The 24,342-nt window shown below is 39.8% G+C and carries 26 protein-coding genes; 14 read left to right on the top strand and 12 right to left on the bottom strand.

Features of this window, described 5'->3' with window-relative positions; genetic code table 11:
- The first annotated feature begins 19 nt into the window (after positions 1-19).
- Positions 20-340 carry a GIY-YIG nuclease family protein gene (locus tag H6G77_RS05880; RefSeq protein ID WP_190589981.1) on the top strand — a complete coding sequence of 107 codons (321 nt, stop codon included), beginning with the start codon at positions 20-22 and terminating at the stop codon, positions 338-340.
- Positions 341-626: 286 nt separating this feature from the next.
- Entirely contained in the window at positions 627-1,733 is a 1,107-nt protein-coding gene (locus H6G77_RS05875) for a cell wall metabolism sensor histidine kinase WalK (RefSeq protein ID WP_190670300.1), read from the top strand.
- Positions 1,734-2,043: 310 nt separating this feature from the next.
- On the opposite strand, the gene H6G77_RS05870 is transcribed toward H6G77_RS05875, so the two are convergent.
- From H6G77_RS05870 to H6G77_RS05835, 8 genes are all read right to left on the bottom strand, one after another.
- Positions 2,044-2,271, bottom strand: a complete 228-nt coding sequence (locus H6G77_RS05870) for a DUF4327 family protein (protein ID WP_190589979.1) — start codon at positions 2,269-2,271, stop codon at positions 2,044-2,046.
- A 323-nt stretch (positions 2,272-2,594) separates the two neighbouring features.
- The gene (locus H6G77_RS05865) at positions 2,595-3,464 is read right to left on the bottom strand and encodes a polyphosphate kinase 2 family protein (protein WP_190589978.1); all 870 of its coding nucleotides are present in this window, start codon (positions 3,462-3,464) and stop codon (positions 2,595-2,597) included.
- A gap of 147 nt (positions 3,465-3,611) precedes the next feature.
- Positions 3,612-4,103 carry a hypothetical protein gene (locus H6G77_RS05860; protein WP_190871068.1) on the bottom strand — a complete coding sequence of 164 codons (492 nt, stop codon included), beginning with the start codon at positions 4,101-4,103 and terminating at the stop codon, positions 3,612-3,614.
- A gap of 250 nt (positions 4,104-4,353) precedes the next feature.
- On the bottom strand, positions 4,354-4,911 hold the full coding sequence (locus H6G77_RS05855; RefSeq protein ID WP_190871067.1) for a peroxiredoxin: 558 nt from the start codon (positions 4,909-4,911) through the stop codon (positions 4,354-4,356).
- Between the two features lie 32 nt (positions 4,912-4,943).
- Complete coding sequence (gene sipA, locus H6G77_RS05850) at positions 4,944-5,207, bottom strand: regulatory protein SipA (RefSeq protein ID WP_190871066.1); 264 nt, start codon at positions 5,205-5,207, stop codon at positions 4,944-4,946.
- Between the two features lie 177 nt (positions 5,208-5,384).
- Positions 5,385-5,900, bottom strand: a complete 516-nt coding sequence (locus H6G77_RS05845; protein ID WP_190589974.1) for a Coq4 family protein — start codon at positions 5,898-5,900, stop codon at positions 5,385-5,387.
- Positions 5,901-5,959: 59 nt separating this feature from the next.
- A complete protein-coding gene (locus H6G77_RS05840; RefSeq protein ID WP_190871065.1) occupies positions 5,960-6,259 on the bottom strand; it encodes a hypothetical protein in 300 nt (99 codons plus the stop codon).
- 60 nt (positions 6,260-6,319) lie between these two features.
- On the bottom strand, positions 6,320-6,841 hold the full coding sequence (locus tag H6G77_RS05835) for a Spy/CpxP family protein refolding chaperone (protein WP_190589972.1): 522 nt from the start codon (positions 6,839-6,841) through the stop codon (positions 6,320-6,322).
- A gap of 220 nt (positions 6,842-7,061) precedes the next feature.
- On the opposite strand from H6G77_RS05835, the gene H6G77_RS05830 reads away from it, so the two are divergent.
- Positions 7,062-8,267: a sensor histidine kinase gene (locus H6G77_RS05830; protein WP_190871064.1), complete on the top strand. Its 1,206-nt coding sequence runs from the start codon at positions 7,062-7,064 to the stop codon at positions 8,265-8,267.
- Positions 8,264-8,926, top strand: coding sequence for a response regulator transcription factor (locus tag H6G77_RS05825; RefSeq protein WP_190589970.1), 663 nt, complete (start codon positions 8,264-8,266; stop codon positions 8,924-8,926). Before H6G77_RS05830 ends, H6G77_RS05825 begins: the two co-directional genes overlap by 4 nt.
- Before the next feature lie 61 nt (positions 8,927-8,987).
- Here H6G77_RS05825 and H6G77_RS05820 read toward each other — a convergent pair whose 3' ends face one another.
- Positions 8,988-9,419, bottom strand: a complete 432-nt coding sequence (locus H6G77_RS05820) for a nucleoside deaminase (protein WP_190589969.1) — start codon at positions 9,417-9,419, stop codon at positions 8,988-8,990.
- Positions 9,420-9,503: 84 nt separating this feature from the next.
- Here H6G77_RS05820 and H6G77_RS05815 point away from each other — a divergent pair, with 84 nt between their 5' ends.
- The 8 genes from H6G77_RS05815 to nifJ all read left to right on the top strand — a co-directional run bounded on the left by H6G77_RS05815 (position 9,504) and on the right by nifJ (position 19,677).
- Entirely contained in the window at positions 9,504-10,295 is a 792-nt protein-coding gene (locus tag H6G77_RS05815; protein ID WP_190589968.1) for an ion transporter, read from the top strand.
- Positions 10,296-10,390: 95 nt separating this feature from the next.
- Positions 10,391-11,386 (top strand): TIGR04222 domain-containing membrane protein, encoded by a 996-nt coding sequence (locus H6G77_RS05810; RefSeq protein WP_190871063.1) that lies wholly within the window; start codon positions 10,391-10,393, stop codon positions 11,384-11,386.
- 105 nt (positions 11,387-11,491) lie between these two features.
- Positions 11,492-12,436 (top strand): TIGR04222 domain-containing membrane protein, encoded by a 945-nt coding sequence (locus H6G77_RS05805; protein WP_190871062.1) that lies wholly within the window; start codon positions 11,492-11,494, stop codon positions 12,434-12,436.
- Between the two features lie 46 nt (positions 12,437-12,482).
- Positions 12,483-13,532 carry a TIGR04222 domain-containing membrane protein gene (locus H6G77_RS05800; RefSeq protein WP_190871061.1) on the top strand — a complete coding sequence of 350 codons (1,050 nt, stop codon included), beginning with the start codon at positions 12,483-12,485 and terminating at the stop codon, positions 13,530-13,532.
- 3 nt (positions 13,533-13,535) lie between these two features.
- On the top strand, positions 13,536-14,381 hold the full coding sequence (locus tag H6G77_RS05795) for a DUF692 domain-containing protein (protein ID WP_242049151.1): 846 nt from the start codon (positions 13,536-13,538) through the stop codon (positions 14,379-14,381).
- Positions 14,382-14,465: 84 nt separating this feature from the next.
- On the top strand, positions 14,466-15,014 hold the full coding sequence (locus H6G77_RS05790; protein ID WP_190589964.1) for a hypothetical protein: 549 nt from the start codon (positions 14,466-14,468) through the stop codon (positions 15,012-15,014).
- Positions 15,015-15,076: 62 nt separating this feature from the next.
- Entirely contained in the window at positions 15,077-15,514 is a 438-nt protein-coding gene (locus H6G77_RS05785) for a YidH family protein (RefSeq protein ID WP_190871060.1), read from the top strand.
- Positions 15,515-15,993: 479 nt separating this feature from the next.
- Entirely contained in the window at positions 15,994-19,677 is a 3,684-nt protein-coding gene (gene nifJ, locus H6G77_RS05780; RefSeq protein ID WP_190871059.1) for a pyruvate:ferredoxin (flavodoxin) oxidoreductase, read from the top strand.
- Positions 19,678-19,711: 34 nt separating this feature from the next.
- Here nifJ and H6G77_RS05775 read toward each other — a convergent pair whose 3' ends face one another.
- On the bottom strand, positions 19,712-20,206 hold the full coding sequence (locus H6G77_RS05775; protein WP_190589961.1) for a DUF3368 domain-containing protein: 495 nt from the start codon (positions 20,204-20,206) through the stop codon (positions 19,712-19,714).
- A complete protein-coding gene (locus H6G77_RS05770; protein WP_190670285.1) occupies positions 20,203-20,448 on the bottom strand; it encodes a UPF0175 family protein in 246 nt (81 codons plus the stop codon). The genes H6G77_RS05775 and H6G77_RS05770 overlap by 4 nt, the downstream gene beginning before the upstream one ends.
- A 7-nt stretch (positions 20,449-20,455) precedes the next feature.
- On the opposite strand from H6G77_RS05770, the gene H6G77_RS05765 reads away from it, so the two are divergent.
- Positions 20,456-20,800, top strand: coding sequence for a hypothetical protein (locus H6G77_RS05765; protein ID WP_190871058.1), 345 nt, complete (start codon positions 20,456-20,458; stop codon positions 20,798-20,800).
- A 35-nt stretch (positions 20,801-20,835) separates the two neighbouring features.
- The gene (locus H6G77_RS05760) at positions 20,836-21,174 is read left to right on the top strand and encodes a XisI protein (RefSeq protein ID WP_190871057.1); all 339 of its coding nucleotides are present in this window, start codon (positions 20,836-20,838) and stop codon (positions 21,172-21,174) included.
- An 83-nt stretch (positions 21,175-21,257) separates the two neighbouring features.
- On the opposite strand, the gene H6G77_RS05755 is transcribed toward H6G77_RS05760, so the two are convergent.
- Complete coding sequence (locus H6G77_RS05755; RefSeq protein WP_190871056.1) at positions 21,258-24,101, bottom strand: DNA methyltransferase; 2,844 nt, start codon at positions 24,099-24,101, stop codon at positions 21,258-21,260.
- Positions 24,102-24,342: the final 241 nt, after the last annotated feature.

Here is a 24,342-nt window from a genome sequence, read left to right as displayed (position 1 = left end):
GCAGCGCAAGTCAATTATTATGGCTTACATGTACATTCTTGAGTGTGTTGATGGTAGTTATTATACGGGTAGTACAAAGAATCTTGAGCGGCGGTTGTGGCAACATCAGCAAGGTGAAGGTGCAAATTACACGGCAAAACGCTTGCCTGTGAAGTTGGTTTTCTGCGAGTATTATCAGTCTGTGGTGGATGCTTTTGAGCGTGAAAAGCAAGTGCAAGGTTGGAGTCGGAAGAAGAAGCAAGCTCTGATTTTAGGGGATACAAATTTGTTGCATAAGTTAGCTGAATGTCAAAATGAAACTCATTACAGCAGGTTGGCTGGTTTTGACGGTTTGATATGATTAATGCTCTTATATAAGGATGCTCCCTTCGACTTCGCTCAGGGAGCGTCGAAGGGATGGTTTTGGTGTTTTGCGTACTTTGTTGCAGCTTACGCTTTCACTTTATATAGCAATCCTATCTGAGTTGTGAAAAATATTCTTTTTAACGTAGACGCGAAGCGGCTTCCCGAAGGGTAGGACACAAAGAAGGAGAATAAAGAGAAGAAAGAAAATTTCACAAATGATTTAGGATTGCTATAGTCATTCATAATTACAAATTGAGATAAAGCTATTTTTACTTTTTAAAATGAGTTGGCGTTGGACAAAATCCTTGCCTTTGGCATCACGTTTATTTGTTTCCCACTTGGTAGTGATGATTGTGGGGGTAGTCAGCTTTGTGATTATCAGCAAAGTTTCGTCACCACGTTTTTTTGTGCTGCACTTGGAGCGACTACAAAGCCAGGGATTAGATTTAATTAATGTTCGGACTGAACTAGTAGAAGGCTTTGAAACAGCTTGGCGACGCAGCACAATTTGGTCGGTGATTGTTGGGACAACGGCGGCGGGAGGATTGAGTTATTGGGTTTCCAAAAGAATCATGCAGCGTTTAAGTGAAATGGAGCAAATTACCCAAAAATTTGCCGTTGGTGAGTTAGATGCTCGATTACCCCTGTCTGATATTCCTGAACTAAATCGCTTGGGTACTAGTTTTAACCGTATGGCTGCAAGTTTAGAGGGTGTAGAAGCACGACGGCGAGAACTGATTGGTGATATGACTCATGAATTGCGGACACCACTAACAGTTGTGCGTGGTTATTTAGAAGAATTAGCAGATGGAGAAATAGAACCATCGCCGGAAATTTATCGACGTTTAGCGAAAGAAACTAGACGCTTAGAAAGATTAGTCAATGATTTGCAAGAACTTTCTAAAGCAGAAGCCGGTTATTTACCAATTAAAATACAGGCAATAAATCTGCGCCCGTTGTTGGAGTCTTTAGTAGAAAGATTTAGCGAACAATTGTTAGAAGATGGGCCTGTGCTGCATTTGGATTTTCCCGCACAATTCCCAATGGTATTGGCGGATGTCGATCGCACTGAACAGGTGTTAGTCAACTTACTCGGTAATGCCATCCGCTACACTACCAAAGGTAAAATTACTCTGCAAGCTTGGCCAGAAGCCTCGAAACTTTGGATTGCTGTGATTGATACAGGTATTGGCATTTCCCCTGAAGATTTACCCCATGTCTTTGAACGCTTTTGGCGGGCTGATCAATCACGCGATCGCCATTCGGGAGGAACTGGGATTGGTTTAACTATTTCTCGGCATTTAGTTGAATTACAAGGCGGACAAATTCAGGTAGAAAGCGAATTAGGAATTGGCAGTACATTTCGTTTTTGTCTACCTTTGGCTTAATGGCTGTTACAAAGCTTTCAAATAACTCGCTTTATACTCAGCACTCACACTTCGGCTGCGCTCAGTACAAGTCCGCTCAGTGTACAGCACTCAGTACTTTATTTGTACAAAGAATTGACACAAGGTAGTCGCATGACTGTCATACTCAATTGATAGCTTGAAGATATGCAAAATAAAGTTTTAATTCATTTTTGATATGACTACTCTTGTTCTGGCTTCTTGCTTAGTGAGTTTGCTAACTGTTTCTGGATGGGCTGCGATCGCCTATTTATTTCCACCAAATCATTCCCAAGATCCATAATGGGAATAATCAACTACCATCCTCTTCCCAATTTTCGCTACCTAACAAGTCAATAATTCTATCTCTGAGCAGAAATTCGTTTTTTTCTAGCTCAAGTTCAAACATACACCATTCACGTTCAGGGATATACTTACACAATGCGTAAATTGGTCGCTGACGGCTAATAAGTCCCTTTTGAACTAATTGACGTGCTTCTTCTTTAATCAGTTCAATGTCGTATTTAACAGCAGTATCCATAATTAGTTCCTTTGTTTATAATCAATGAATTAAATGCCAAGACAAACAATACTTGGTCTTTATCTTAAAGGTATCAAAAAAAGTTGAGAAAATTGTGAGGAAATACATCAATCAAGCTAACTAAAGCTATGTAATTGATGAGATTAGTTGAAATTCGTAAACATATATAATTAATTTTGATTTTCATCAATTCACAGGTAAATATATTCTGAATATCCACACTTTGCCCAGAATGACATATTTACATAAGCTTGTGATCAGCCTCTAGGTAGAGCAGATTCAGAAAATTTTACGTAGATTGATTAAATTGATACAATGATGAGCTATTCTTCTTGCTCTAAGGCGAACTTTGCTTGTAGAAGATGTTGTTGAGCTTCTTCACTAACGGTAGGGTATTTTAACTTGAGTGACTCTAATTTAGAACAGATAATATCAGCAACTACCATCCGCATAAACCATTTGCGATCGGCAGGAATAATATACCAAGGCGCATGTGTAGTACTGGTGTGATGGAAAACCTCTTCATAAGCGGCCATATAATCTGACCAAAATGCCCTTTCTCGGACATCATTAACTGAGAATTTCCAATTTTTTTCAGGAGCATCAATTCTTGCTAAAAATCTTTTTTTCTGTTCTGCTTTCGAGACATTCAGAAAAAATTTGAGAATCACAATTCCATTATCTACTAAATATTTTTCAAAATTATTGATTTCGGAAAAACGCTGTTGCCAGATTTTATTACCTTTTGGCAAGTGAGGAAGTTGCTGCTTTTGCAAGATTTCTGGATGAACGCGCACTACTAATACTTCTTCATAATAAGAACGATTAAAAATGCCTATTCTACCTCTTTCTGGCAAAGCTTTCATTGAGCGCCATAGGTAATCATGGTCTAATTCTTCACTGCTGGGAGATTTAAAACTAAAAACTTGACAACCTTGGGGATTAATCCCAGACATGACGTGTTTAATTGTGCTGTCTTTACCAGCAGCATCCATCGCCTGAAAGATAATTAGCAAGGCATAGCTGTTTTGGGCATACAGAGTATCTTGAAACTTAGCTAATCGTTCAATATCTGAGCGTAATTTAAGTGTTGCATCATTGCGGTCATGGTAATTAGCAGTATACCCAGGGTCATAATCTTTTTGCAGAGAAACCTTAGTACCTGGCGGCACAATAAAAGCATCATGATTCATGTTAAATAAAGTATGAAGTGTAAAGTCTGAAGGTGCGATCGCCTATATAGAAGTTGCATTCTATAAATTTTGTAGAGACGTTGTACACAACGTCTCTACAACAACCGATAAATTGCATCTTCATTTTTAGCTTTAATTTATACCAACCTATTTAAAATTTTTTGGCTTTTTGAGCTTGACAGTTGGTCGCATTGTTTCTCGACCAATCATAAACATTCCCGCTATCCCGAAGCAGACAAACCAAACATATTGATACCAGTATTTGTGAATCTGTCCTACTGTACTGAGTTCAGGATGCAGGGTATTTAAGTATAGCAGCAACACTAAAATCATCAATGCGCCAAAACCCACAAAGCATAAACCCACACGTAGCCGCACGGGTTGTAATTCCCAGTCAGTAATTTTTTCTAGGTCAATTTCTGCCAATTCTTGCAAAGATGTTTCCGCAACAGTTGAGGCTTCTTGCATTCTGTTACTCAACTTTGGGGGTAGAATCGGCACTAACTTTGCTACAGCAGGGCGACGTAGTAAAGCCTCGGTATCTCGTAACAATTCTAGCGGTTTACGTGCCGTTACTGATTGAGCAAATTCTGTGTTGCTTGGAGCAGTTGTGGTGGTAGCTTTGCCTTCAAAATCCATAGCAGGCTATAGAAGTAAGAGGATACAAATAGCCTAGCGAATCAGTTGGAGTCACGCAAATATCTTTGAATTTCTCACGTATGGGTAGCGGGTGTGGGGAGTGTGGGGAGTGTGGGGGGAAAGATTTCTTCACCATCCTCCCACACTTCCCACCCCTCCCACACCTCTGGATTTCTCTCTTGTGAGAAATCCAGGTTTAGTATCTGTGTCTTGATGGTTCAATTTCGCCATCAAGACAGATATACAAAATCTACGATGCTGAAGATTGTAATTGTTCTAATCTCGCCAGCACTTCTTGACTGTGAACGGATGGGTTAACTTTGACAAAAGTCTCGCGCAAGATACCTTCTGGGTCAATAATAAAACTGTGGCGCATCGAGACAAAGCCAATCCAAGAACCATAAGCTTTGCTCACTGCACCAGTGGTATCAGCTAATAAGGGAAATTTTAATCCCTCAGAATCGCAAAATTCAGCATGAGAATCGACATCATCAGCACTCACGCCAATTATTTGCGTATTTTTGGCTAAATATTTGGGTAAGTCTTGCTGAAAGCGTCGTGCTTCGATAGTGCAACCAGAGGTAAAGTCTTTGGGATAAAAGTACAGTACTACCCACTGACCACGCAAGTCAGCTAGAGAGATTTTGCCGTCGCCTGTATTTGTCGGCAATGTAAACTCTGGTGCAGGTTGATTTACTGCTGGTAGTTTACCACCCAGGGCGTTAGCCGCAGGTGAAAAGTTGAACCAACTAATGAAGGCAAAGCAGCTGACAAATAATATACTCAAAAAATTGCGCCGTGAAATCATGGTGTAGACCAGAATTACAACTTTACATAAGTTTACAATTCTTGGTCACTATTATCACTTGATTCGGATTCACCAGGGGTATCTGTACTTTCGATGTATTGGCTATCGAGAAGAAAAGCACCTCTATTAAAGCGGATACCCCAATAACCTCCAGGACGGCGGTCAAGGACTATACCTTCTTCACCAAGAGTTATCACGTCTGGGGGACGTAACATTGGCATCGGGTCGGCGGTTTTGACGTAGGGTGGTAGCGCCACGACTTTGACTTTGCTACCAATAGCGAATTCTTTGGTCATATAAAAAAAGCTAGAAGTTTGAATTAACTCCTAACTTTATCCTAAAGGGGTTGCCAATTTTGTTATTAGTTGGGAAGGAAATTAGGGAATGCGAAAGGAGATGGAACTTCTCCCCTCTCGCCATCTTCTGCAAGGAAGCTTGAGTAAGTAAAAAGTCAAAAATCAAAAGTTAAAAGTTTATTTGCTAACAGAAAATATTGCTTGTACTTCAGTCAGGGGTAAGTGCCAAACTAATTCCGGTTGCCAAGTATCGGGGTCAAAGTTGGAGTGACGACCGCGCTGATATGCTTGCCATAATCTTTGCCAAGCAAATGCTTGACGAGAATCGAGATTTTTATAAATAACTCTTAATAGCCCTAAGCCTAATAGAACATTAAATAAGCCGAATTTTGCGCCTAATAAAAATGCTTGTACTTCTGCTTCGCCTATGGGGTCTGCACCGTAACCAGTGAGGACGTGAACGCCATCATGAAGTTGTTTGCGGCGCATACCTGTAGTGAAAGGTTTGAGGTTGTGTGCATCGAGGAAATCAACCCAAGCTTGACCAAAACTACCAACAGGTAGCGATCGCAATTTTTCTACATAAACAATTTGTGGCACATTTTTACCGCGTGCTTCGGTAATGCGATCGAGTTTGTCTAAAAATTGTTGGATGGGAGGAGTTGATTTGGAGGAAGCAAGATCAGTTTGCATAATTCTGAGATGAAAGTATTAATGGGGGTGGGGAAATAATGCCCACCCTGGCTAAATAACTAGTCGTGCTTATCGCGGTAGATGGTACGAGAGAGACGATTTTGACGGCGGTTGAGTTGTCTTCTTTCTTGAGGAGTTAGGTGTCCGTCACTACGAATATCCCGTCTTCTGGCAGCTTCTAGGGATGCTTCTCGCCGTTCTAATTGCCGTAATTCTGCTCTATTGATTGAGCCATTTTTAACACCGTGATAGATGCGCTGCTGCTGATTAACTTCCCGTGCATGAATTTCGCCAGCAGATGCTACTGTAGGTAAGAAAACAGCAACAGCACATATAACAGCATAGGTAAAGCGGTTCATAAAATAACCTTGTAAGTAGTTATTGTTGTGGCTCTCAATTTCAAGGCTGATTTTCCAGAATTAGCTATTGGGTTGACGGCGTTGTTGACGACGTTCTTTACCTTCTTGGCGTAATTGCTGAAGTTTTGTTCTTTGTTCGGGAGTTAACACTGCTTCAATTTGTTGTTTGGAAGATTCACGTATTTGCCGGATTTGGGTTTTTTGCGCTTCGGTTAAGTTCAAATCAGCAAAATCCTTACCACCTCTGCGTCCAGCACGCTGTCCTGGTTGACCTTGGTTTGCTTGTCTTTCGGCGCGGCGTGCTTCCATTGCGGCTTTGATTTTTGCCTTTTGTTCTGGAGTGAAAACGTTTTCAACTTGAGTGCGGGTGTTGCGTTGAATTTGCTCAATTTGGCTCTTTTGTGCGTCATTTAAACCTAATTCTGCCCAAGGGCCTTTTTTACCTTGCCAGCGCCCTTGTCCTTCTGCTTGGGCTACTAACAGAGGAGAATGGGAGAAGGCTTGAGCTTTGACAGCTAAGGAGGTTGTTGTCAGAGTTAGAGCGATCGCACCAGCAATGAATGATAATGACTTAAGTTTCATTTTGTACCTTGTTTTCTGTTCCGTTTGAGGATGTCATCATCATAGGAATTTACTCTTATTCATTACATGAGGCGAAAGTCATGGTTACACCCATGACTTTAGTCATGCTTTATTTTTCTGCTATTTGAGTAACAATAACTAGTAATTTCAAGTGACAACAAAAGGCGGGATTAGGTATAATCTCGCCCTTTTCTACTAAAGCTCTAACGCTCATATTGCTATGAACGAACCTATTCAAATTCACAATCATCCCTTTCGGTTTTTACTATATTTAGAATGGATATTGCTGACTCTTGCTATTTCATCATCTACTTTTCCTGACCATTCACCGCGATTTGCGAATCAATTTCCTGAACTGACGATTGGTTGTTTAATTATCTTTGGGGTGATGGGTTTAAGAATCCCTACAGGTAAACCAATCAATAAGATAATTTATACGGCGATTGAGATTTTATTACTATTTATTACGGGGATGTTTGGTGGGCGAGTGGCGCGGTTGTTTCCATTTATATATTTAATTTTAGTCACCCGTAGTTGTTTAATTTTTCAATTACCAGGGCGTTTAGTTGTTACTGGTTTATCTTTTAGCTTATTTTTAATTACTTTAAATTCTCGCTTACCCAAGGCTATACCGCCACAAGCCCAAGAGCGATTTCGGTTTATTACCTTCAATACAGCATTATTATTTGGGTTAAGTTTGGTTTTCGTTTTATTATTAATGAATACAGTTTTAGCCGAACGGCAGAGTCGAGAAAAACTAGCGATCGCTAATGATAAACTCCGCCAATATGCTTTACGAATTGAAAATCAAGCCACCCTAGAAGAACGTACTCGCATCGCGCGGGAAATTCATGATTCTTTAGGGCATTCTTTAACTGCTTTAAATTTACAATTAGAAACAGCTTTAAAATTATGGAATGCTAACCCAGAAAAAGCCCAAACATTTTTAGCTAGAGCTAAAGAATTAGGTTCTAAAGCTTTAAAAGATGTGCGTCAGTCAGTTTCGACGATGCGGTCTAATCCCTTGCAAGAAAAAACTTTAGAACAGGCAATATCTGTACTGTTAGAAGATTTTCACCGCGCTAATAATATTAGTCCACGTTGTTTTATTAATTTAGATTATCCTCCACCAACAGATATTAATATTGCCTTGTATCGGATTATTCAAGAATCATTGACCAATATTTCTAAACATGCACAAGCAACAGAAGTCATCATCGCCCTCACTAGTAATAAACAGAGTTTACGGTTGATGGTGCAAGATAATGGTAGAGGTTTTGATATTCAGCAAAATACTACTGGTTTTGGCTTACAAAGTATGCGCGATCGCACTTTAGCATTGGGAGGAGAATTTAATATTCATACTAGTCCTAATTTTGGCTGTCAAATTACCGTTGATATTCCTTTATTGAGTTTAATGCCATGATTAAAGTCTTATTAGTAGATGACCAAAACTTAATCCGCCAAGGGCTAAAAGAATTATTAAAATTGGAAGCAGATTTAGAAATTGTTGGCGAAGCTGAAAATGGTAAAATAGCTGTAGAATTAGCAGCAAAATTACAACCAGATGTGGTATTAATGGATATTAGAATGCCCATTATGGATGGCGTGGCAGCTACCAAAGAAATTCATCAACATTATGAGAATATCAAAATTTTAGTGCTGACCACTTTTGATAATGATGAATATGTTGCGGCGGCATTACAATATGGAGCGATGGGTTATTTACTCAAAGATACACCCTCAGAAGAATTAGCTGTGGCAATTCGCGCTGTTCACAAAGGTTATACTCAATTGGGGCCAGGAATTGTGCAGAAACTCTTAAATCAGTTTCCGCATGGTATCCCAACACAGTCAGAACCTGTACCGCCGAGTTTAACTGAACTCACACCCAGAGAAAAAGAAGTTTTAAAGTTAATTGCCACAGGTGCGAGTAACCGCGAAATTGCCCAGGAATTATATATTTCCGAAGGGACGGTGAAAAATCACGTCACCAATATTTTGAATCGGTTGAGTTTGCGCGATCGCACTCAGGCTGCTATTATTGCAAATACATTTTTAGCTTATTTAAATGAGTCTGATTAATCCAGTTAAGCCAGCCAAACCAATTATTGTTTAAATTTAATACCCAACAGTCTTCAAATATCTAACTTTCCCTAAACAAAGCCAAACATTCATCTTTTAACACACCTTTTGTCACTTTGATATTTCTAAAAGACTTGGCGATGATCTCATCACAAAAAACATGAATTTGTGACTGATTCATAGAGATTAAATCTTGGATAGAACCCCCATAAATAATTTCTGATATACCAGCCCAAATGCAAACTGTTGCACACATAGGACAAGGTTCACAAGTCGTATATATGCTGTAACCCTCTAAAGAAGGGTTTTTTAGTTTATTTGTTAAACTGCGAATAACATTCATTTCTGCATGGGCAGATGGATCATTATTTCGTTGCACAGTATTATATGCTACCTCAACCACTTCGTCATCCTTGACAATCACAGCACCATAAGGCCAATCACCTTTTTTGGCAGCTTCCAGTGCGAAACGCATAAAATATTCTTGGTTCATTATTGTTATTACTAGTTAAAAATCAAGCTCAATCATATTCCACAGAGATTAAATTTCAGTGAAAGTTTTAAAGGTCGAAAAAATATGTTAATAAGTAGAGAAAAAACAGAATTTTACTTAACAGACTTGGAAACACCTACTGGAAAATTGATTAATCTGACAATTGCAGCTTTAGTGCTAATTTCGTCAGGAATTTTTGTTGCCCAAACTTATAATATTCCTTATAATGTTAGATTACAGCTTGATTTTATTGATACTGCTATTCTAGTAATTTTTGCAGTAGAGTATATTATTCGCCTCTGGAGTGCTGAAAACAAGCTAAAGTATATTTTTAGTTTTTATGCAATTTTAGATTTAATGGCGATATTGCCATTTTTCTTAGGCGCAGTAGATATCAGCTTTATTCGCCTGTTGAGATGGTTTCGGATTTTAAGATTAATTAGGTTTATTGATCAGAAATTTTTGTTTGCTAGTGTCAGCAGCGAAGATAGTTTAATCTTCGTGCGGATATTGTTTACATTATTTGCGATTATTTTTATTTATTCGGGGTTAATTTATCAAGTTGAACATCCAGTCAACCCGCAAGTTTACACTACATTTTTGGATGCGTTTTATTTTTCTGTTGTCACGATGACGACTGTCGGGTTTGGGGATGTCACACCAATTTCCGAAGCAGGAAGATTGTTGACGGTCTTGATGATTTTAACAGGTGTCACCTTAATTCCTTGGCAAGTGGGAGATTTAATTAAGCGGTTGGTAAAAAATGCTAATCAGGTAGAAACAGTGTGTTCCGGCTGTGGGTTAGCTTTTCATGATTTAGATGCAGCTTTTTGTAAAAGATGTGGGACAAAATTGAGAATTAAAAGTGGGGAGTAGAAATTAAATTTCTCTAATTTTCCGTAGCAATAGTATATGGAATTGTATAATTTTCTCAATCAATCCTTACAGCAAAAAGAGTTGAATCTTAACTTATGGATAAATTATTACTTACGATTATAAGTATGTTGCTGATAGTGACTATTCGTAGCCCCTTGAATAACCCAATTGCAAATATGTATGGGCCGCACTTTTTGGTGTTTTATGCTGGCATTATTAGTGTAACTTTATTGGCAAGTTACTATAATTTAAAGTTTGACGCAACGGCACAATTACCTTTACCATCGATTCCTACCAATCCTGATCCTTATAAAATTGCATATTTACGTGGTGGAGAAAGTGAGGTGATAAGTTTGGTAATATTGAATCTGCTTCAGGATGGTTATTTGCAAATTAATCAAGATACCATAGAGCAATCAACTACATATTCTTATCCAGATAATTTATCGCTCATAGAGCGCCAAGTATTTGACTATTTTGTGTTTCCAAAATTAGCTAGTCAAACACTCAGTTACACAATTTCAAACACAATTATCCACAAATACTGGTGTGAAACTTACGAAGAATCGCTACTAAATGAGCAACTCTTACTACCCAAAACCGCCAGAGACTTAGCAAAGAAAATCAGTGTTTTGGGAAGTTGTATTATTTTGGGATTGGGTGGTTATAAGCTTTCAATATCATTGCTTAAAGGATATAACAATGTTTTCTTTCTCATTATTATCGGTCTAATTTATTGGATTATTTTTATACTGCTCTCTTGTCCATCCAGACAAACTCAACTGGGAGAAAGGTATATAAAACAACTTCAGCAAAGTTTTATACAACTTAAAAACAAAATCATTCGCAACATATCCGATGACAGAAATGACACAGATTTGAATATGTTGTTGCCTGTAGCCATTTTTGGTGTAGGAATTTTACATGGAACTTCCTACACGGATTTTGCAAAAATTTTCGCGCCATTATTCACTAGCCATGATAAGGGAGGAAGTGACGGTGGTGGTGGTTGTGGTGGCGGTGGTGGCGGTGGCGGTGGCGGTGGTGGCGGTGGTGGCGGCTGCGGTGGCTGCGGTGGTTGTGGTGGCTAAAACTGAGTGTGATATAATACTGAGTAGAGTTGAAAAAGCGAGATGAATTAAACAACCGCTACCAAAATTTTGACAATTAACTGTTCCTAACAAGGAGTAAAAGTAATGGATACATTACTGCACAATTTCGTTGCAGATATGTATGGGCCGAACTTTCTGCTATTGTATGGTGTTGTTATCATCGCAACTTTGTTATTGTGTGGACAATTAGTCCAAGATCCGACAAAAAATCAGCCTTTACCGCTAATTCCGGCTGAACCAGATCCTTACAAAATCGCTTACTTGCGTTCTCAAGCAACCGGAATTGCTCATTTAGTCTTATTCAACTTGATTCAGCAGGGTTATTTGCAAGTTAGTGGACAGACTATCAGTAAAACATCAGATCATCCTGACATATCAAATTTACAACCAGTCGAACGGCAAGTTTTTGAGAAAATTTCTGAACCTGCTACGGCTAAAACATCTTTGTGGTTAGCTACCGAGTGTGTACAACCATTCTGCATTGCTTATCAAGAACAGTTGGATGATGAGAAATTACTGTATGCAAGTAAATGGCAAATACGTAACGTTCAATTTGGCTTAGTGGGGGCAATGCTGATTTTCAGCTTCGGTTGTTATAAGCTGCTGATAGCCTTGGGTAAGGGACGCTATAACGTGGGTTTTTTGATACTCATGGGGGTATTATCGATTATCTATCTGCTGTGGTTTGTGAGTCAGCCCCATCCGCCCCTAAGTCATCTCGGAAACAGGTATCTGCAACAACTCCAAACCACCTTTAACAAACTGCGCGAAACTTCTATCGTCAACAACAACTTACTGGTATTAGCACTATTTGGTGTTGAGTCTTTGGCTGGAACTGCCTACGATGCTTACTATAAAGCGTTCTTGCCGCCAGCTTATTCTACAACAAGTAGCCGCAGTAGTTCGTCTTCTAGTAGTTCCTGTAGTAGTGGTTCTGGCGGTAGTTCTTGTAGTAGTAGTTCATGCAGTAGCGGGAGTTCTTGTGGTGGTGGTGGTTGCGGCGGTTGTGGTGGCGGTTGTGGCGGTTAGAGAGAATGTCATACAACAGGCTGTCTGAAAAATTGAGACGTAGAGAATGTTAACTAAACCTGTACCAAGCACAGTCATAAAATCGCTCATACTCAAGTTACTGATTATCTTACTGGTAATGTGTTTGGTGGTGGCGATCGCTAAAATCATACCAGACACAAATGACTCTGAATTTCTGCTGTTTTATGGTGCTGTCGTTACTGTCACAGTGCTAGTTAGTAGCTGGCTAGTCCTAGATCCCACACAAAATCAACCTTTACCGTTAATTCCTCTTGAACCAGATCCTTACAAAATTGCTTACTTGCGTTCTGAAGAAATGGGAGTAGCAAAGGTAGCAGTGATGGACTTGTCACAGCGCGGTTATTTACAAATCACGGAAGAGTTGATTCAGCAAGCAGAAAATCATCCTGATGTATCTCTGCTAACAACAATACAACGTGAGGCATTTGATTGGTTTACTACACCCACAACACCAAGAACATCTGGATGGTTATTAGCCAGACAATTACAGCCACACTGCACAATTTATCAGCAGCAACTCCTAAATGAACAACTGCTAACTTCCGACAGCCTGAAAACTAGAACAGAGTTAATTAGCTGGATAGGGGCTTCTATCATTGTGGGGTTGGGCGGCTTTAAGTTGGTAGTAACTTCGTTACATAGTCGCAATAATATGGGTTATCTCGTGCTGATGGGAATATTCTCGTTTTACTTTCTTCAGAGTACCTGTCAGATAACTCAACATAGAAGTCTACTAGGGGTAGAGTACCTGAAACAACTGGAAGCCACATTCAAGCAATTAAAACAAAAAATTCAAGCTGATATCCCTGAAGCAACCTTCGCCCAGTTAAAACAAAAAGTAGAAATTGGCATTCCTTCCGAGTTTGAATATAACTTGGCTGTGGCACTCTACGGTTTTGATTTACTTGCAGGAACTCGTTACGACAGATATCAAAATATTTTTGTACCCGTGAGAGCTACTACCAGTAGTCAAAATAGTAGTTCTGGTGGGTGTGGTGGCGGTGGCTGTAGTGGCGGTTGTAGCGGTTCTTGCGGCGGTGGGTGTGGTGGTTGTGGTGGTTGTGGTGGAGACTAAAAAATGATGTTATCTCAACTTCCTAGTTTGGGTGTCGGGTTGGGTTTTCGAGAACCATTCAAAAGTGATTTGTTTCTCAACCGTCCACAAGTAGACTTTCTGGAAATTGTGGCAGAACATTATCTTGATGCACCAGTACAAAAACAACAAGAGTTAGAAATACTAGCTGCACATTTCCCGATAATTCCCCACGCCATTAATTTATCGCTGGGTAGTGCGGAAGGTTTAGACACAAATTATTTACGCAAACTTGCAACCTTAATTCAACAAGTTAACCCGCCTTGGTGGAGTGAACATATTTGTTTTACCAAAGCTGGCGGTGTGGATATTGGGCATTTGTCACCCTTACCTTACACCAAAGAGGCGGTAGATATACTCTGTCGCAATATTGCCGAGGTGCGACGCTTTGTTGATGTGCCGTTAATTCTGGAAAATATTACCTATATGGTAAAACTTCCTGGTGCAGAGATGACCGAAGCGCAGTTTTTGGCAGAAGTAGTAGAACGTGCTGACTGTGGGTTGCTGTTGGATGTGACGAATTTACATACTAATGCGGTGAATTATGGTTATGATGTCCAAGATTTTTTCAATGATTTACCTTGGGAACGTGTTGTACAGTTGCATTTCGTCGGCGGACATTGGCATGATGGTGTATTAATTGATAGTCATTCCCAGTCAACCCCTGCGGAAGTTTGGCAAATAATGGCGGAAGTTGTCGCCCGCATTCCCGTGAAAGGGATAGTGTTAGAACGGGATGAAAATTTACCTCCGTTTACAGAAATAGCCCAAGAATTGCAGACAGCACGAAAGATTCTCATACCAAGTTGCTTGGGTGGGTGTGGGGAATAGAAAAAAACGAACCGCCAAGTCGCCAAGAACGCCAAGAAATCGTAGATACAAATTAAATACTTAACAGCTTAGGAGTTATCAAAGATGGGGTTAGCACAAACCCAGCAAGTTTTAGCCCAGCTTTACACCAATACTGAATTTCGAGGGCGTTTTTTTGCCAACCCGCAAGCGGTGGGTGTGGAGTTGGGTTTGAGTGATGATGAAGTACAAAAGTTAGCCGAAGTTTCATCACAGGAAGTCAATATATTTGCCAATTCTCTCAAGTGGAAGCGGTTAGGGGAAATACGGGAACTGTTACCCAGAACTGCTAAGGTGTTGGGCAAAAATTTTAATACCTTGTTTTGGCGATATGCGGAAACTTATTTACCCACGGGAATAAAAAAACATCGGGATGATGCGATCGCTTTTGCTAACTTTATGATTAAGGTGGCGCAAAATGAAAACTTAGAACCTGCTTGGATAGGTGATTTAGTCAGGTATGAAAAAACTTGGCTGTTAACTTATGAACCTGGAATTTGTTTAAAATTTTGTTGGTTGCGTTACGCCATCCATCGTGATTTTACTGCGAAACCAACTTTGGCAATCTGGTGGCGTTGGTCGGGGCGATCGCAGTTACGTCATATCATTTTATGATATTGTCTCACGCAGAGTCGCAGAGGCGCGGAGAGTATCAGGAGTTGTAGATTAGTTTACTCATGAATAAAATAGACCGTCAACGGGAACATCAAGCCAATGAACGAACTTTTCTCGCTTGGTTGAGAACTTCCATCGGTTTAATTGGTTTTGGTTTTGCCATTGCGCGATTTGGTCTATTTTTACGCCAATTAAATACGGCAATTACGCAACAAGAACCAACAGTACATCCGTTATTTAACTCGGAGAATTTAGGAGTTGCTTTAGTAATTGTGGGAGTAAGTGCGATCGCTCTAGCCGCGTGGCGATATAATCAGGTTTTCTGGCAAATTGAACGGGGAGATTATCAACCCAATCGTTTACCCGTGTGGATACTCACCGCAGTGGTGATGATTTTAGGTTTACTGAGTATTCCTTTATTATTTTTACGCAATCATCTGACACCACGCCCATCTTCAATATCACCCCAGCCCCAAACTAAAATTATTAACCCAAAATAATTAATGATTTATTTATGACCATAGACATATTTAAATTATGACTATTGGCATATTTTTCAAATTAATTTTGTGCTTTTAAATATCAACCGCTAAAATTTTAGAATAGATTAATCAGGCAGATAGAACTGTTTTGAAAACTCAAATCAGTTCCCGCACCTCTACCCCCACAAATCAAAAGCATCTATTCAAAAGTCTTGAATAGAGATTGTTTCTGCCATTGAGTACATCTTTAATAGATATTATTAAATAAAGTATTTCGGATGAGATACTAAGGGCATACAATCACTATTTAGAGTCAAATCCAAAGCCCGCAAGTGGTCAATCAAATATTATCCTAACCAGGGATAATCCTACCTACAGATATTGGATTTTCCAGTTGGATGCAGCTAACATCAACCACCAACTTCCAGGCTTTAACTATTTCTAATTAGTACCACAACGCTGTCTGATAGTGCCGTTTAAAGGCTAGGACTACAATTATGAGTCAAACCTTTGCAACCATCGACGGGAATGAAGCTGTTGCCCGTGTTGCTTACAAATTAAATGAAGTAATTGCTATTTATCCTATTACTCCCTCTTCCGCGATGGGTGAATGGGCGGATGCTTGGTCAGCAGAAGGTCGTCCCAATCTTTGGGGTACGGTTCCCAGCGTTGTGCAGATGCAAAGTGAAGGTGGTGCGGCTGGTGCAGTTCATGGGGCATTACAAACAGGTTCTTTAAGTACCACATTTACGGCTTCTCAAGGGCTATTGTTAATGATTCCTAACCTCTACAAAATTGCAGGGGAACTCACTAGCACAGTTGTTCATGTGGCTGCACGCTCATTGGCTACTCATGCTTTATCCATTTTCGGCGATCATAGTGATGTGATGGCGGCGCGGGCGACTGGCTTTGCCTTGTTGTGTTCCGCTTCAGTGCAAGAAAGTCACGACTTAGCCCTCATCGCCCATGCAGCAACTCTCAAATCAAGAGTTTCGTTTATGCACTTTTTTGACGGGTTCCGCACCTCTCATGAAGTGCAGAAGGTGAAATTATTGGCGGATGACGATATTAAATCGCTCATTCCCGACGAGTTAATTTTAGAACACCGCGCCCGTGCTTTAACCCCAGACCGCCCTGTGTTGCGGGGTACTGCCCAAAATCCTGATGTTTACTTCCAATCGCGGGAAGGCGCAAACCCTTACTACAACGCCTGTCCAGAGATTGTCCAAGATATCATGGATCAATTTGGCGATCGCACAGGTAGATATTACCGCATTTTTGAATATCACGGTGCTGAAGATGCGGAACGGGTAATTGTCATCATGGGTTCTGGTTGTGAAACTGTCCATGAAACAGTTGATTATCTCAACGCCCGTGGGGAAAAAGTCGGCGTGGTGAAAGTACGCCTCTACCGTCCCTTTGATATCCAAAGGTTTGTGCAAATGTTACCAGAAACTGTACAAGCGATCGCGGTTTTAGACCGCACAAAAGAAGCAGGTAGCACCGGCGAACCACTATATCTCGATGTGGTCGCAGCTATCCACGAAATCTATGCTGAACGCGGTAGTGGTAGAGACAAAGTTCCCTCGGAAATTGTCGCTGCCCGTGGTAGTGGCAGAGATGAGGTTCCCTCAGAAATTGTCGCTGCCCGTGGTAGTGGTCGAGATCAAGTCCCACCGATGATTATCTGTGGTCGTTACGGCCTTTCCTCCAAGGAATTTACTCCTGCAATGGTCAAGGCCGTTTTCGACAACCTCGCCCTACCAAGACCAAAAAATCATTTCACTGTGGGTATTCATGATGATGTTACCCACACATCCCTTTCCTTTGACCCCAACTTTTCCATCGAACCCGATAGCGTCGTCCGGGCAATGTTCTACGGCTTGGGTTCCGATGGGACAGTGGGGGCGAATAAAAACTCCATCAAAATTATTGGTGAGGGAACCGATAACTACGCCCAAGGTTACTTTGTCTACGACTCGAAAAAATCCGGTTCCATGACCGTATCTCACCTGCGGTTCGGGCCGCAACCGATACGGTCTACCTACCTGATAGACAAAGCCAACTTTATTGGCTGTCACCACTGGGTATTTCTAGAAAAGGTCGATGTGCTGCAAGGGGCGGCAACTGGGGCGACAATTTTGTTAAACAGTCCCTTTGATAAAGAGACAGTTTGGCAAAATCTCCCCTTGAAAGTGCGACAGCAAATTTTAGATAAGCAGCTGAAATTGTATGTCATCAATGCCAACCAAGTCGCCCGTGAAAGTGGCATGGGGGGACGCATCAATACAATTATGCAGGTGTGCTTCTTTGCCTTAGCTGGGGTATTGCCACAAGAGGATGCGATCGCCAAAATTAAAAAGGCGATCGAAAAGACTTATGGTAAAAAAGGCGCAGATATCGTCCGCATGAACTTGCAAGCGGTCGATATGACCTTAGATAATCTGCATCAAGTCAATATCCCCACTGCTGAACAAGGTAAATGGCTAGATGAGGAATTATTCTCGACCAATTCCTTACCTGTGAGTGCGCCCGAATTTATCCAAGAAGTCTTGGGTAAAATCATGATTTGGCAAGGCGATGATTTACCTGTCAGTGCCTTACCAGCAGATGGAACCTTCCCCACAGGCACAGCCAAATGGGAAAAACGCAACGTCGCCCAAGAAATCCCCGTTTGGGAACCGGATGTCTGCGTACAATGCAGTAAATGTGTGATGGTTTGTCCGCACAGCGCCATCCGTGGCAAAGTATATCAAGAAAGTGAATTAGCTGATGCACCATCCGCCTTTAAGTCGGTGAATGCCAAAGATAAAGATTTTAATCATCAAAAATTTACTATTCAAGTTGCTCCCGAAGATTGTACAGGTTGCGCTATTTGTGTAGATATTTGTCCTGCTAAAAGTAAATCTGAACCAACGAAAAAAGCCATTAATATGGCGCAGCAACTACCTTTAAGAGAACAAGAAAAGCAAAACTGGGATTTCTTTTTAAACTTACCCAATCCTGACCGCAGAAATTTAAAATTAAACCAAATTCGTCAACAACAATTACAAGAACCCTTATTTGAATTTTCTGGTGCTTGCGCTGGTTGTGGTGAGACACCTTATTTAAAATTATTAACACAATTGTTTGGCGATCGCTCAGTTATTGCCAACGCCACCGGCTGTTCCTCCATCTACGGCGGAAACCTCCCCACCACCCCTTGGACAACTAACGCCGATGGACGTGGCCCGGCTTGGTCGAATAGTTTATTTGAAGATAACGCTGAATTTGGTTTTGGTTATCGCTTATCAATAGATAAACAAGGCGAATTTGCCGCCGAATTATTACAACAAATCAGCAGTGAAGTAGGCGACAACCTCGTTAATTCCATTCTCAGTGCCGAACAAAAAAATGAAGCCGATATTTGGGAACAACGAGAAAGAGTTGCATTATTAAAAGACAAATTAGATCACATTTTAACTGCTGCGATCGACGCGAATTTAAAATCTAAAATTATCAATTTAAAATCTATTGCAGATTACCTCGTCAAAAAAAGCGTCTGGATTATCGGCGGTGATGGTTGGGCCTATGATATAGACTTTGGCGGTATTGACCATGTGTTAGCCAGTGGTCGCAACGTCAATATTTTAGTCATGGATACAGAAGTATATTCTAATACTGGCGGTCAATCTTCCAAAGCCACCCCCAAAGCAGCCGTAGCGAAATTTGCTGCTAGTGGTAAGCCTGCACCGAAAAAAGACTTAGGCTTAATGGCCATGAACTACGGGAATGTCTACGTAGCCAGTGTAGCTTTAGGCGCAAAAGATGACCACACCCTCAAAGCATTCTTAGAAGCCGAAGCTTATGAAGGCCCTTCACTAATTATTGCCTACAGCCATTGCATCGCCCACGGCATCAACATGACCACCGGCATGAATCACCAAAAAGCCTTGATAGAATCAGGGCGGTGGTTGTTATATCGCCACAATCCCCTATTAAAAGAACAAGGTAAGAACCCCTTGCAATTAGATATGCGCCCTCCTACAACATCTGTAGAAGCATCCATGTATCAAGAAAATCGCTTTAAAATGCTCACCAAGAGTAAACCAGAAATTGCCAAGCAGTTGTTAGAACAAGCACAAGCCGAAGTTGATGCACGTTGGCAAATGTATCAATATTTAGCACAACGTAATATCTAGATCATAAAAACCTGTTTATTTGACATAACATAAATTACTCACCTGCAATTTGCAGAATAGTTGTATACAACTGTTCGCTGACACGAAAATCCGCTTGTTCCATTAATTGGTCAATAAGCGGTTTAACAATTGGAATTAAATTATTCCGTTTAGCTTGTACAAGCACTCCCAATAATCCAGTCACTTGCAAACCATAACTTTTTGCTACTATACGCCCTCGACGTTCATCCATTAACAGTAAATCAGCTTTAAGTTCTAAGGCTAAGGCGATCGCTTCAGCTTCACCCAAGTCAATATTTTCTTGACTTTCCTGAATTATAATTACTTGTTGTAAATCTTTAACTGTCTGAGTTTGAATCCAGGCAAAGGTTTGCACTTCCATAGCACCAGGAACAAGTTTATCAACAAATACCATTTCGTTGTAAACTGCTGCTGGAATAATAATTTGATTGTAAAGTTTTTGCAGCAAATCTAACTGCGCGATCGCTGCCAAATTTGTAATAGGTGATGTATCACTAACAATAATCACAATAGCTTCATCGACTGCAAAGTTTTTATATCCGCTTCAAAATCTTTTACATCATAATTAATACAAAGTCCACGCTTGGCAAGTTCATGTTGGAATTCAATTACTGTCAATCCCGTCCAAGTACGAGCTTTACCGCTACTAATTTTTTCTTGCTTATAAAGCATAATAGCGATTTCTAACTTTAACTCATCCTCCGTCATTCTTGCGGCTCTGAGAATATCATCAGGGATTAAGATACTCATAGGAAATGTGATTGGAGTTATTTACTCTACAATTTTAAAATATGTAGAGCCAGCAGAGGGAGGTTATGACGAGCAGGAATTTTATTCTCTAGCAAGTGGTCTTGGCTTAGGACAAGAGTGGAAGCAAGATTATTGTCCCGGTACTCATCTGCTGGCGTTATTCGCGTTTGAAGATACTTACTATTGGACTGTTTTGCCAGAAACACAGCAGGAGCTTGCACCAATCTATTTTAATGATGAGCCAGACTTTACAATCGCTTCTCCTGCATATCCTAGTCTCGAAGCAATGTTAGAAAAACAGGCCACCCGACTAAAGTTTGTTTGGAAAATTGATCAATATCAAAGCAAATAAATATAAACTTCCATATTAGACAATTACGATGTGCAATGGATATCTACTTAAAATACCAGAGCATTATTAAATATGTCCTCCAAAACCATGCAGACTATCGTGATACTCTGCCTGATGGTTACACCTGTCAAGTTGTATTTGATGATGAAAGAGGGCAGTATTTACTTCTAGACATGGGTTGGAATGGTGATAAATATCTCCATGCAACTCCCATTCATATTAGTTTGATTGGTAATAAAGTCTGGATTCAATATGATGACACAGAAGAAGGTGTTGCAACTGATTTAATGGCAGAAGGTATATCTAGAGAAGATATCGTACTTGGTTTTTGCCATCCAAAAATTCGGCAACATACAGGTTTTGCCGTGGCTTGATAGACAAGTGTGGTTGTGAAATTGTCCAATTACGAGAACAAGGTAATCACTAGAATCTTTCAAAAAACACTAACGCCAGTGCTTCAGTCATTTTTGTGTCTTAGGTATTGAGTCAGCAACCTAAAGCAGTGGTCATCGTTAACCCCTGGTAGCTTGTCTTGTAATGCAGCATAAGCATCTTGAGTCAAAAGTATGGGGTATCCTATCTCAAAGTCATCAGTGTCCGATGATGTGATTTCACCTAATTGATCTATAACTCTCAAGATTGTTTCGCTAACAATTGTTGTATCTAGTGAACCCACAAGTCGCTGTAATTCTCTCTTGGTTGATTCCGTTAGCCAAACTCTGATTAAGCCTGTATTCAAAACCTCTCCAATTACAGTGAAGATGTAAAGATTTGGATCAATTGGAGATGGAATATCAAAGTATGGTTGAATTTTAGCACCTGCTGATGTTGTGACAGAGTATCTTTTCTTGCCAGTTTCTCTTTCATAAATCCATAAATTTTGACTTTGTTTCCTGGAACCACCACCTGAAGGTCTCCATTCCGCATAGTAATCATCTGGATTAGGAATGAGCATTTCTTCTTCAAAATATAAAAATTGTCGTAAGCTTTCTTGCCAAAGCAACCATCCAGTTCTCATGTCAGGAATACCAGAAGATTGGGCTTGCTGACTCACCTTATTTTTCCTTTGATTAATCAGTTCACCATATTGTGTTAGGACATTACGCATAACTTGATTTGGATCTTGATCATCGACTGGAATGCGGATTGAGCGGGTAGCTGCTGGGTGCATTAAAGTTGTACCACAGGCATCTCTTAAATCAGGTTTTGATCGATAGCAAAGCATCTTATGCTCTACGCCTAGAAGATCATACATCACATCAATATTTAAATTAGACCACCCAGCTTTGGGGATTCCTTTTGCACGACAGTAAACATCTGCCCAATCTCCTTCCTCAAACTTTCGACCCATCATATAAGCTACTTTAATAGCAAGATAGGTCTGAGCATCTTCATATTCTTTTTGGGTAAAGGCTGGTAATGTTCGAGGTCTGTGCATCTGTGTATTCTCTAACTTAATTTTATCGACGAGTTCTCGAAAAGATTCAAAACTAATCGAAATTAAACTGTCTTTGATAGCTGTAGCTAACCACTTAGAATATAAACGTCGATAGTCAAACTCAGGTTGACGTGCAACATGGAGAAAGCTTTTAGTAAAAGTTTTTTCTTGAGCCAAATATTTTTTGATAAATTTGATGATATTTTGCTGTACTATCTGGTCATTATTTTGCTTTATCTGTATGTTTTTTTGTGGATATAATTGAATATTGTCTAATTTTTGACAATGCAATATTAAATCGTAGCCCACAGCATTATCTGACACAAACATCTTAAATGTGCCATGCTTTTTATCGAAGATTTGAGTTCCTTTAATTTCAAAACCTGCATCTGCTAAAGCTTTTTGAATTACCATCCATACTTTTTCCGATGAGTTATGAAATGCAACAGTTAACCAACTCTTATCTTTTAAGACTCGTTTAATCTCCATAAAAGCTTTAGTGAGAAGATTCTGATAATCTGCATAACTTTTACCTTGAACAGAATTGACGATCGCCTCTTCTGTATTATCTGTCCATTGTTGCAGCCAACTTTCCCAAATAAGATTCATTTCCGAATAATTAATGTTCGCGCCAAAGGGAGGATCTGTGAACACATAATCAATGGATTTATTCGGTAATTGGCTAAGGCTACAAGCAGACTGAGTACTGACTTGAACAGTACGGGGAATATGAGCAGATTCACGAAAATACCAACTAATTGTTGCAGCTTTTCTTTGAAAAGTTTGAAATACATTCTGCTCATTCATGATAGTTGGTACATTGAAATTTGCGGTATTTCCACTACCACCCCAAAATCTAAACTCACTAAAAACTGTTACACGTTGGTATAAAGATGTTAATGTAAACAAAAGCTTTTCTCGAATTTCTTTATCTGGCCAATTAGATGCTTCTTTCCAGAGAAATGCCATTGCATATAAAGCTCTACGGGTATAGCATTGGTCGATTGTAGTGATACCAGCAGAGATAGGCTGGCGGGTATTTACCCCGACTGGAATCTTATTTTGTGGGAACCAAAGATTTTCGGGAATTAATGAACTTTCTATTGAATTGATCAGATGACGATCAAAAGTGTCCAAAGGAACGCAACTTTCTTTTAGGCGATGTCCACAACATTTGTACCCGATAGCTACAGGGTAACGTTGAGTTCGTTTGAGATTACGTTTTTTAAGTAAAGAATTACAGTGAGGACAGTTTACTTCTTTTTTGATTTTACTTTCTTTAACAGAAGGTTTTTCATCACGTCCAACATCCCAAAAAATAAACTCTTGCTGACAATGATTACAAATTAATCCGTAACTCCAAACAGTATATAAAACATTTGTTTCTGAACCACATTCTCTACAGTGAGTGGTATATAATTTTTTTTGCAGTTGTGCTGCACGATTTAAAAGAGTATTAACTGCATTGAGATAAAGACCAGAATCAATAGGAGTATTAATGTTATAAGCAATAAAAGCTGCTGCTGGAGATAAGTCAGACAATAAAGCTTTGCGTCCGAGTTCTGTTGCTGCTACTCCAGTCATACCTGAACCACAAAAAGGATCTAAGACGACATCTCCAGGATTTGTATAATGTTCAATTAAATGTTTAATTCCTTGTGGTGGAACTTTAGTATGATATGTATGAGCGTCATAAACATAAGAATTTTTACCAGCAGTGATATCTTTTAAAAAAGGTTCATTTACTGTTTTAGAAGGTTGATTAAAATTAATTATCTCTGTAAAATTGGGATTTAATGTAAAACTGAAATTTGCATTGTGATGATAATTAGTTAACTCTAAATTTATGTGTGAGTTTTCCATCAGTTAGCAGGAGATGTATAGCAGTAAACTTACCAAATCTAGCTGATAGTTTATCGATAAATGTAGCCTTTTAACAAGGTGTTGACGTAATTGTATATAGAGGATAGCAGATATATCTAAAAAAGATATCCTGCATAGTTTAAGTCATCCCAAAATACAGCAGAATACAGGTATTTATCCCTCTTTTGTTACCTTCGGCAGAGAATAATCCGAAACTCCTAGTTTTAAGTTTCTTCTCAAA

It is taken from the genome of Aulosira sp. FACHB-615 (genome assembly GCF_014698045.1).
Taxonomy (GTDB): domain Bacteria; phylum Cyanobacteriota; class Cyanobacteriia; order Cyanobacteriales; family Nostocaceae; genus Nostoc_B.
Note: the sequence above shows the minus strand (reverse complement) of the source record. Positions and strands in the feature narration are given on the sequence as shown.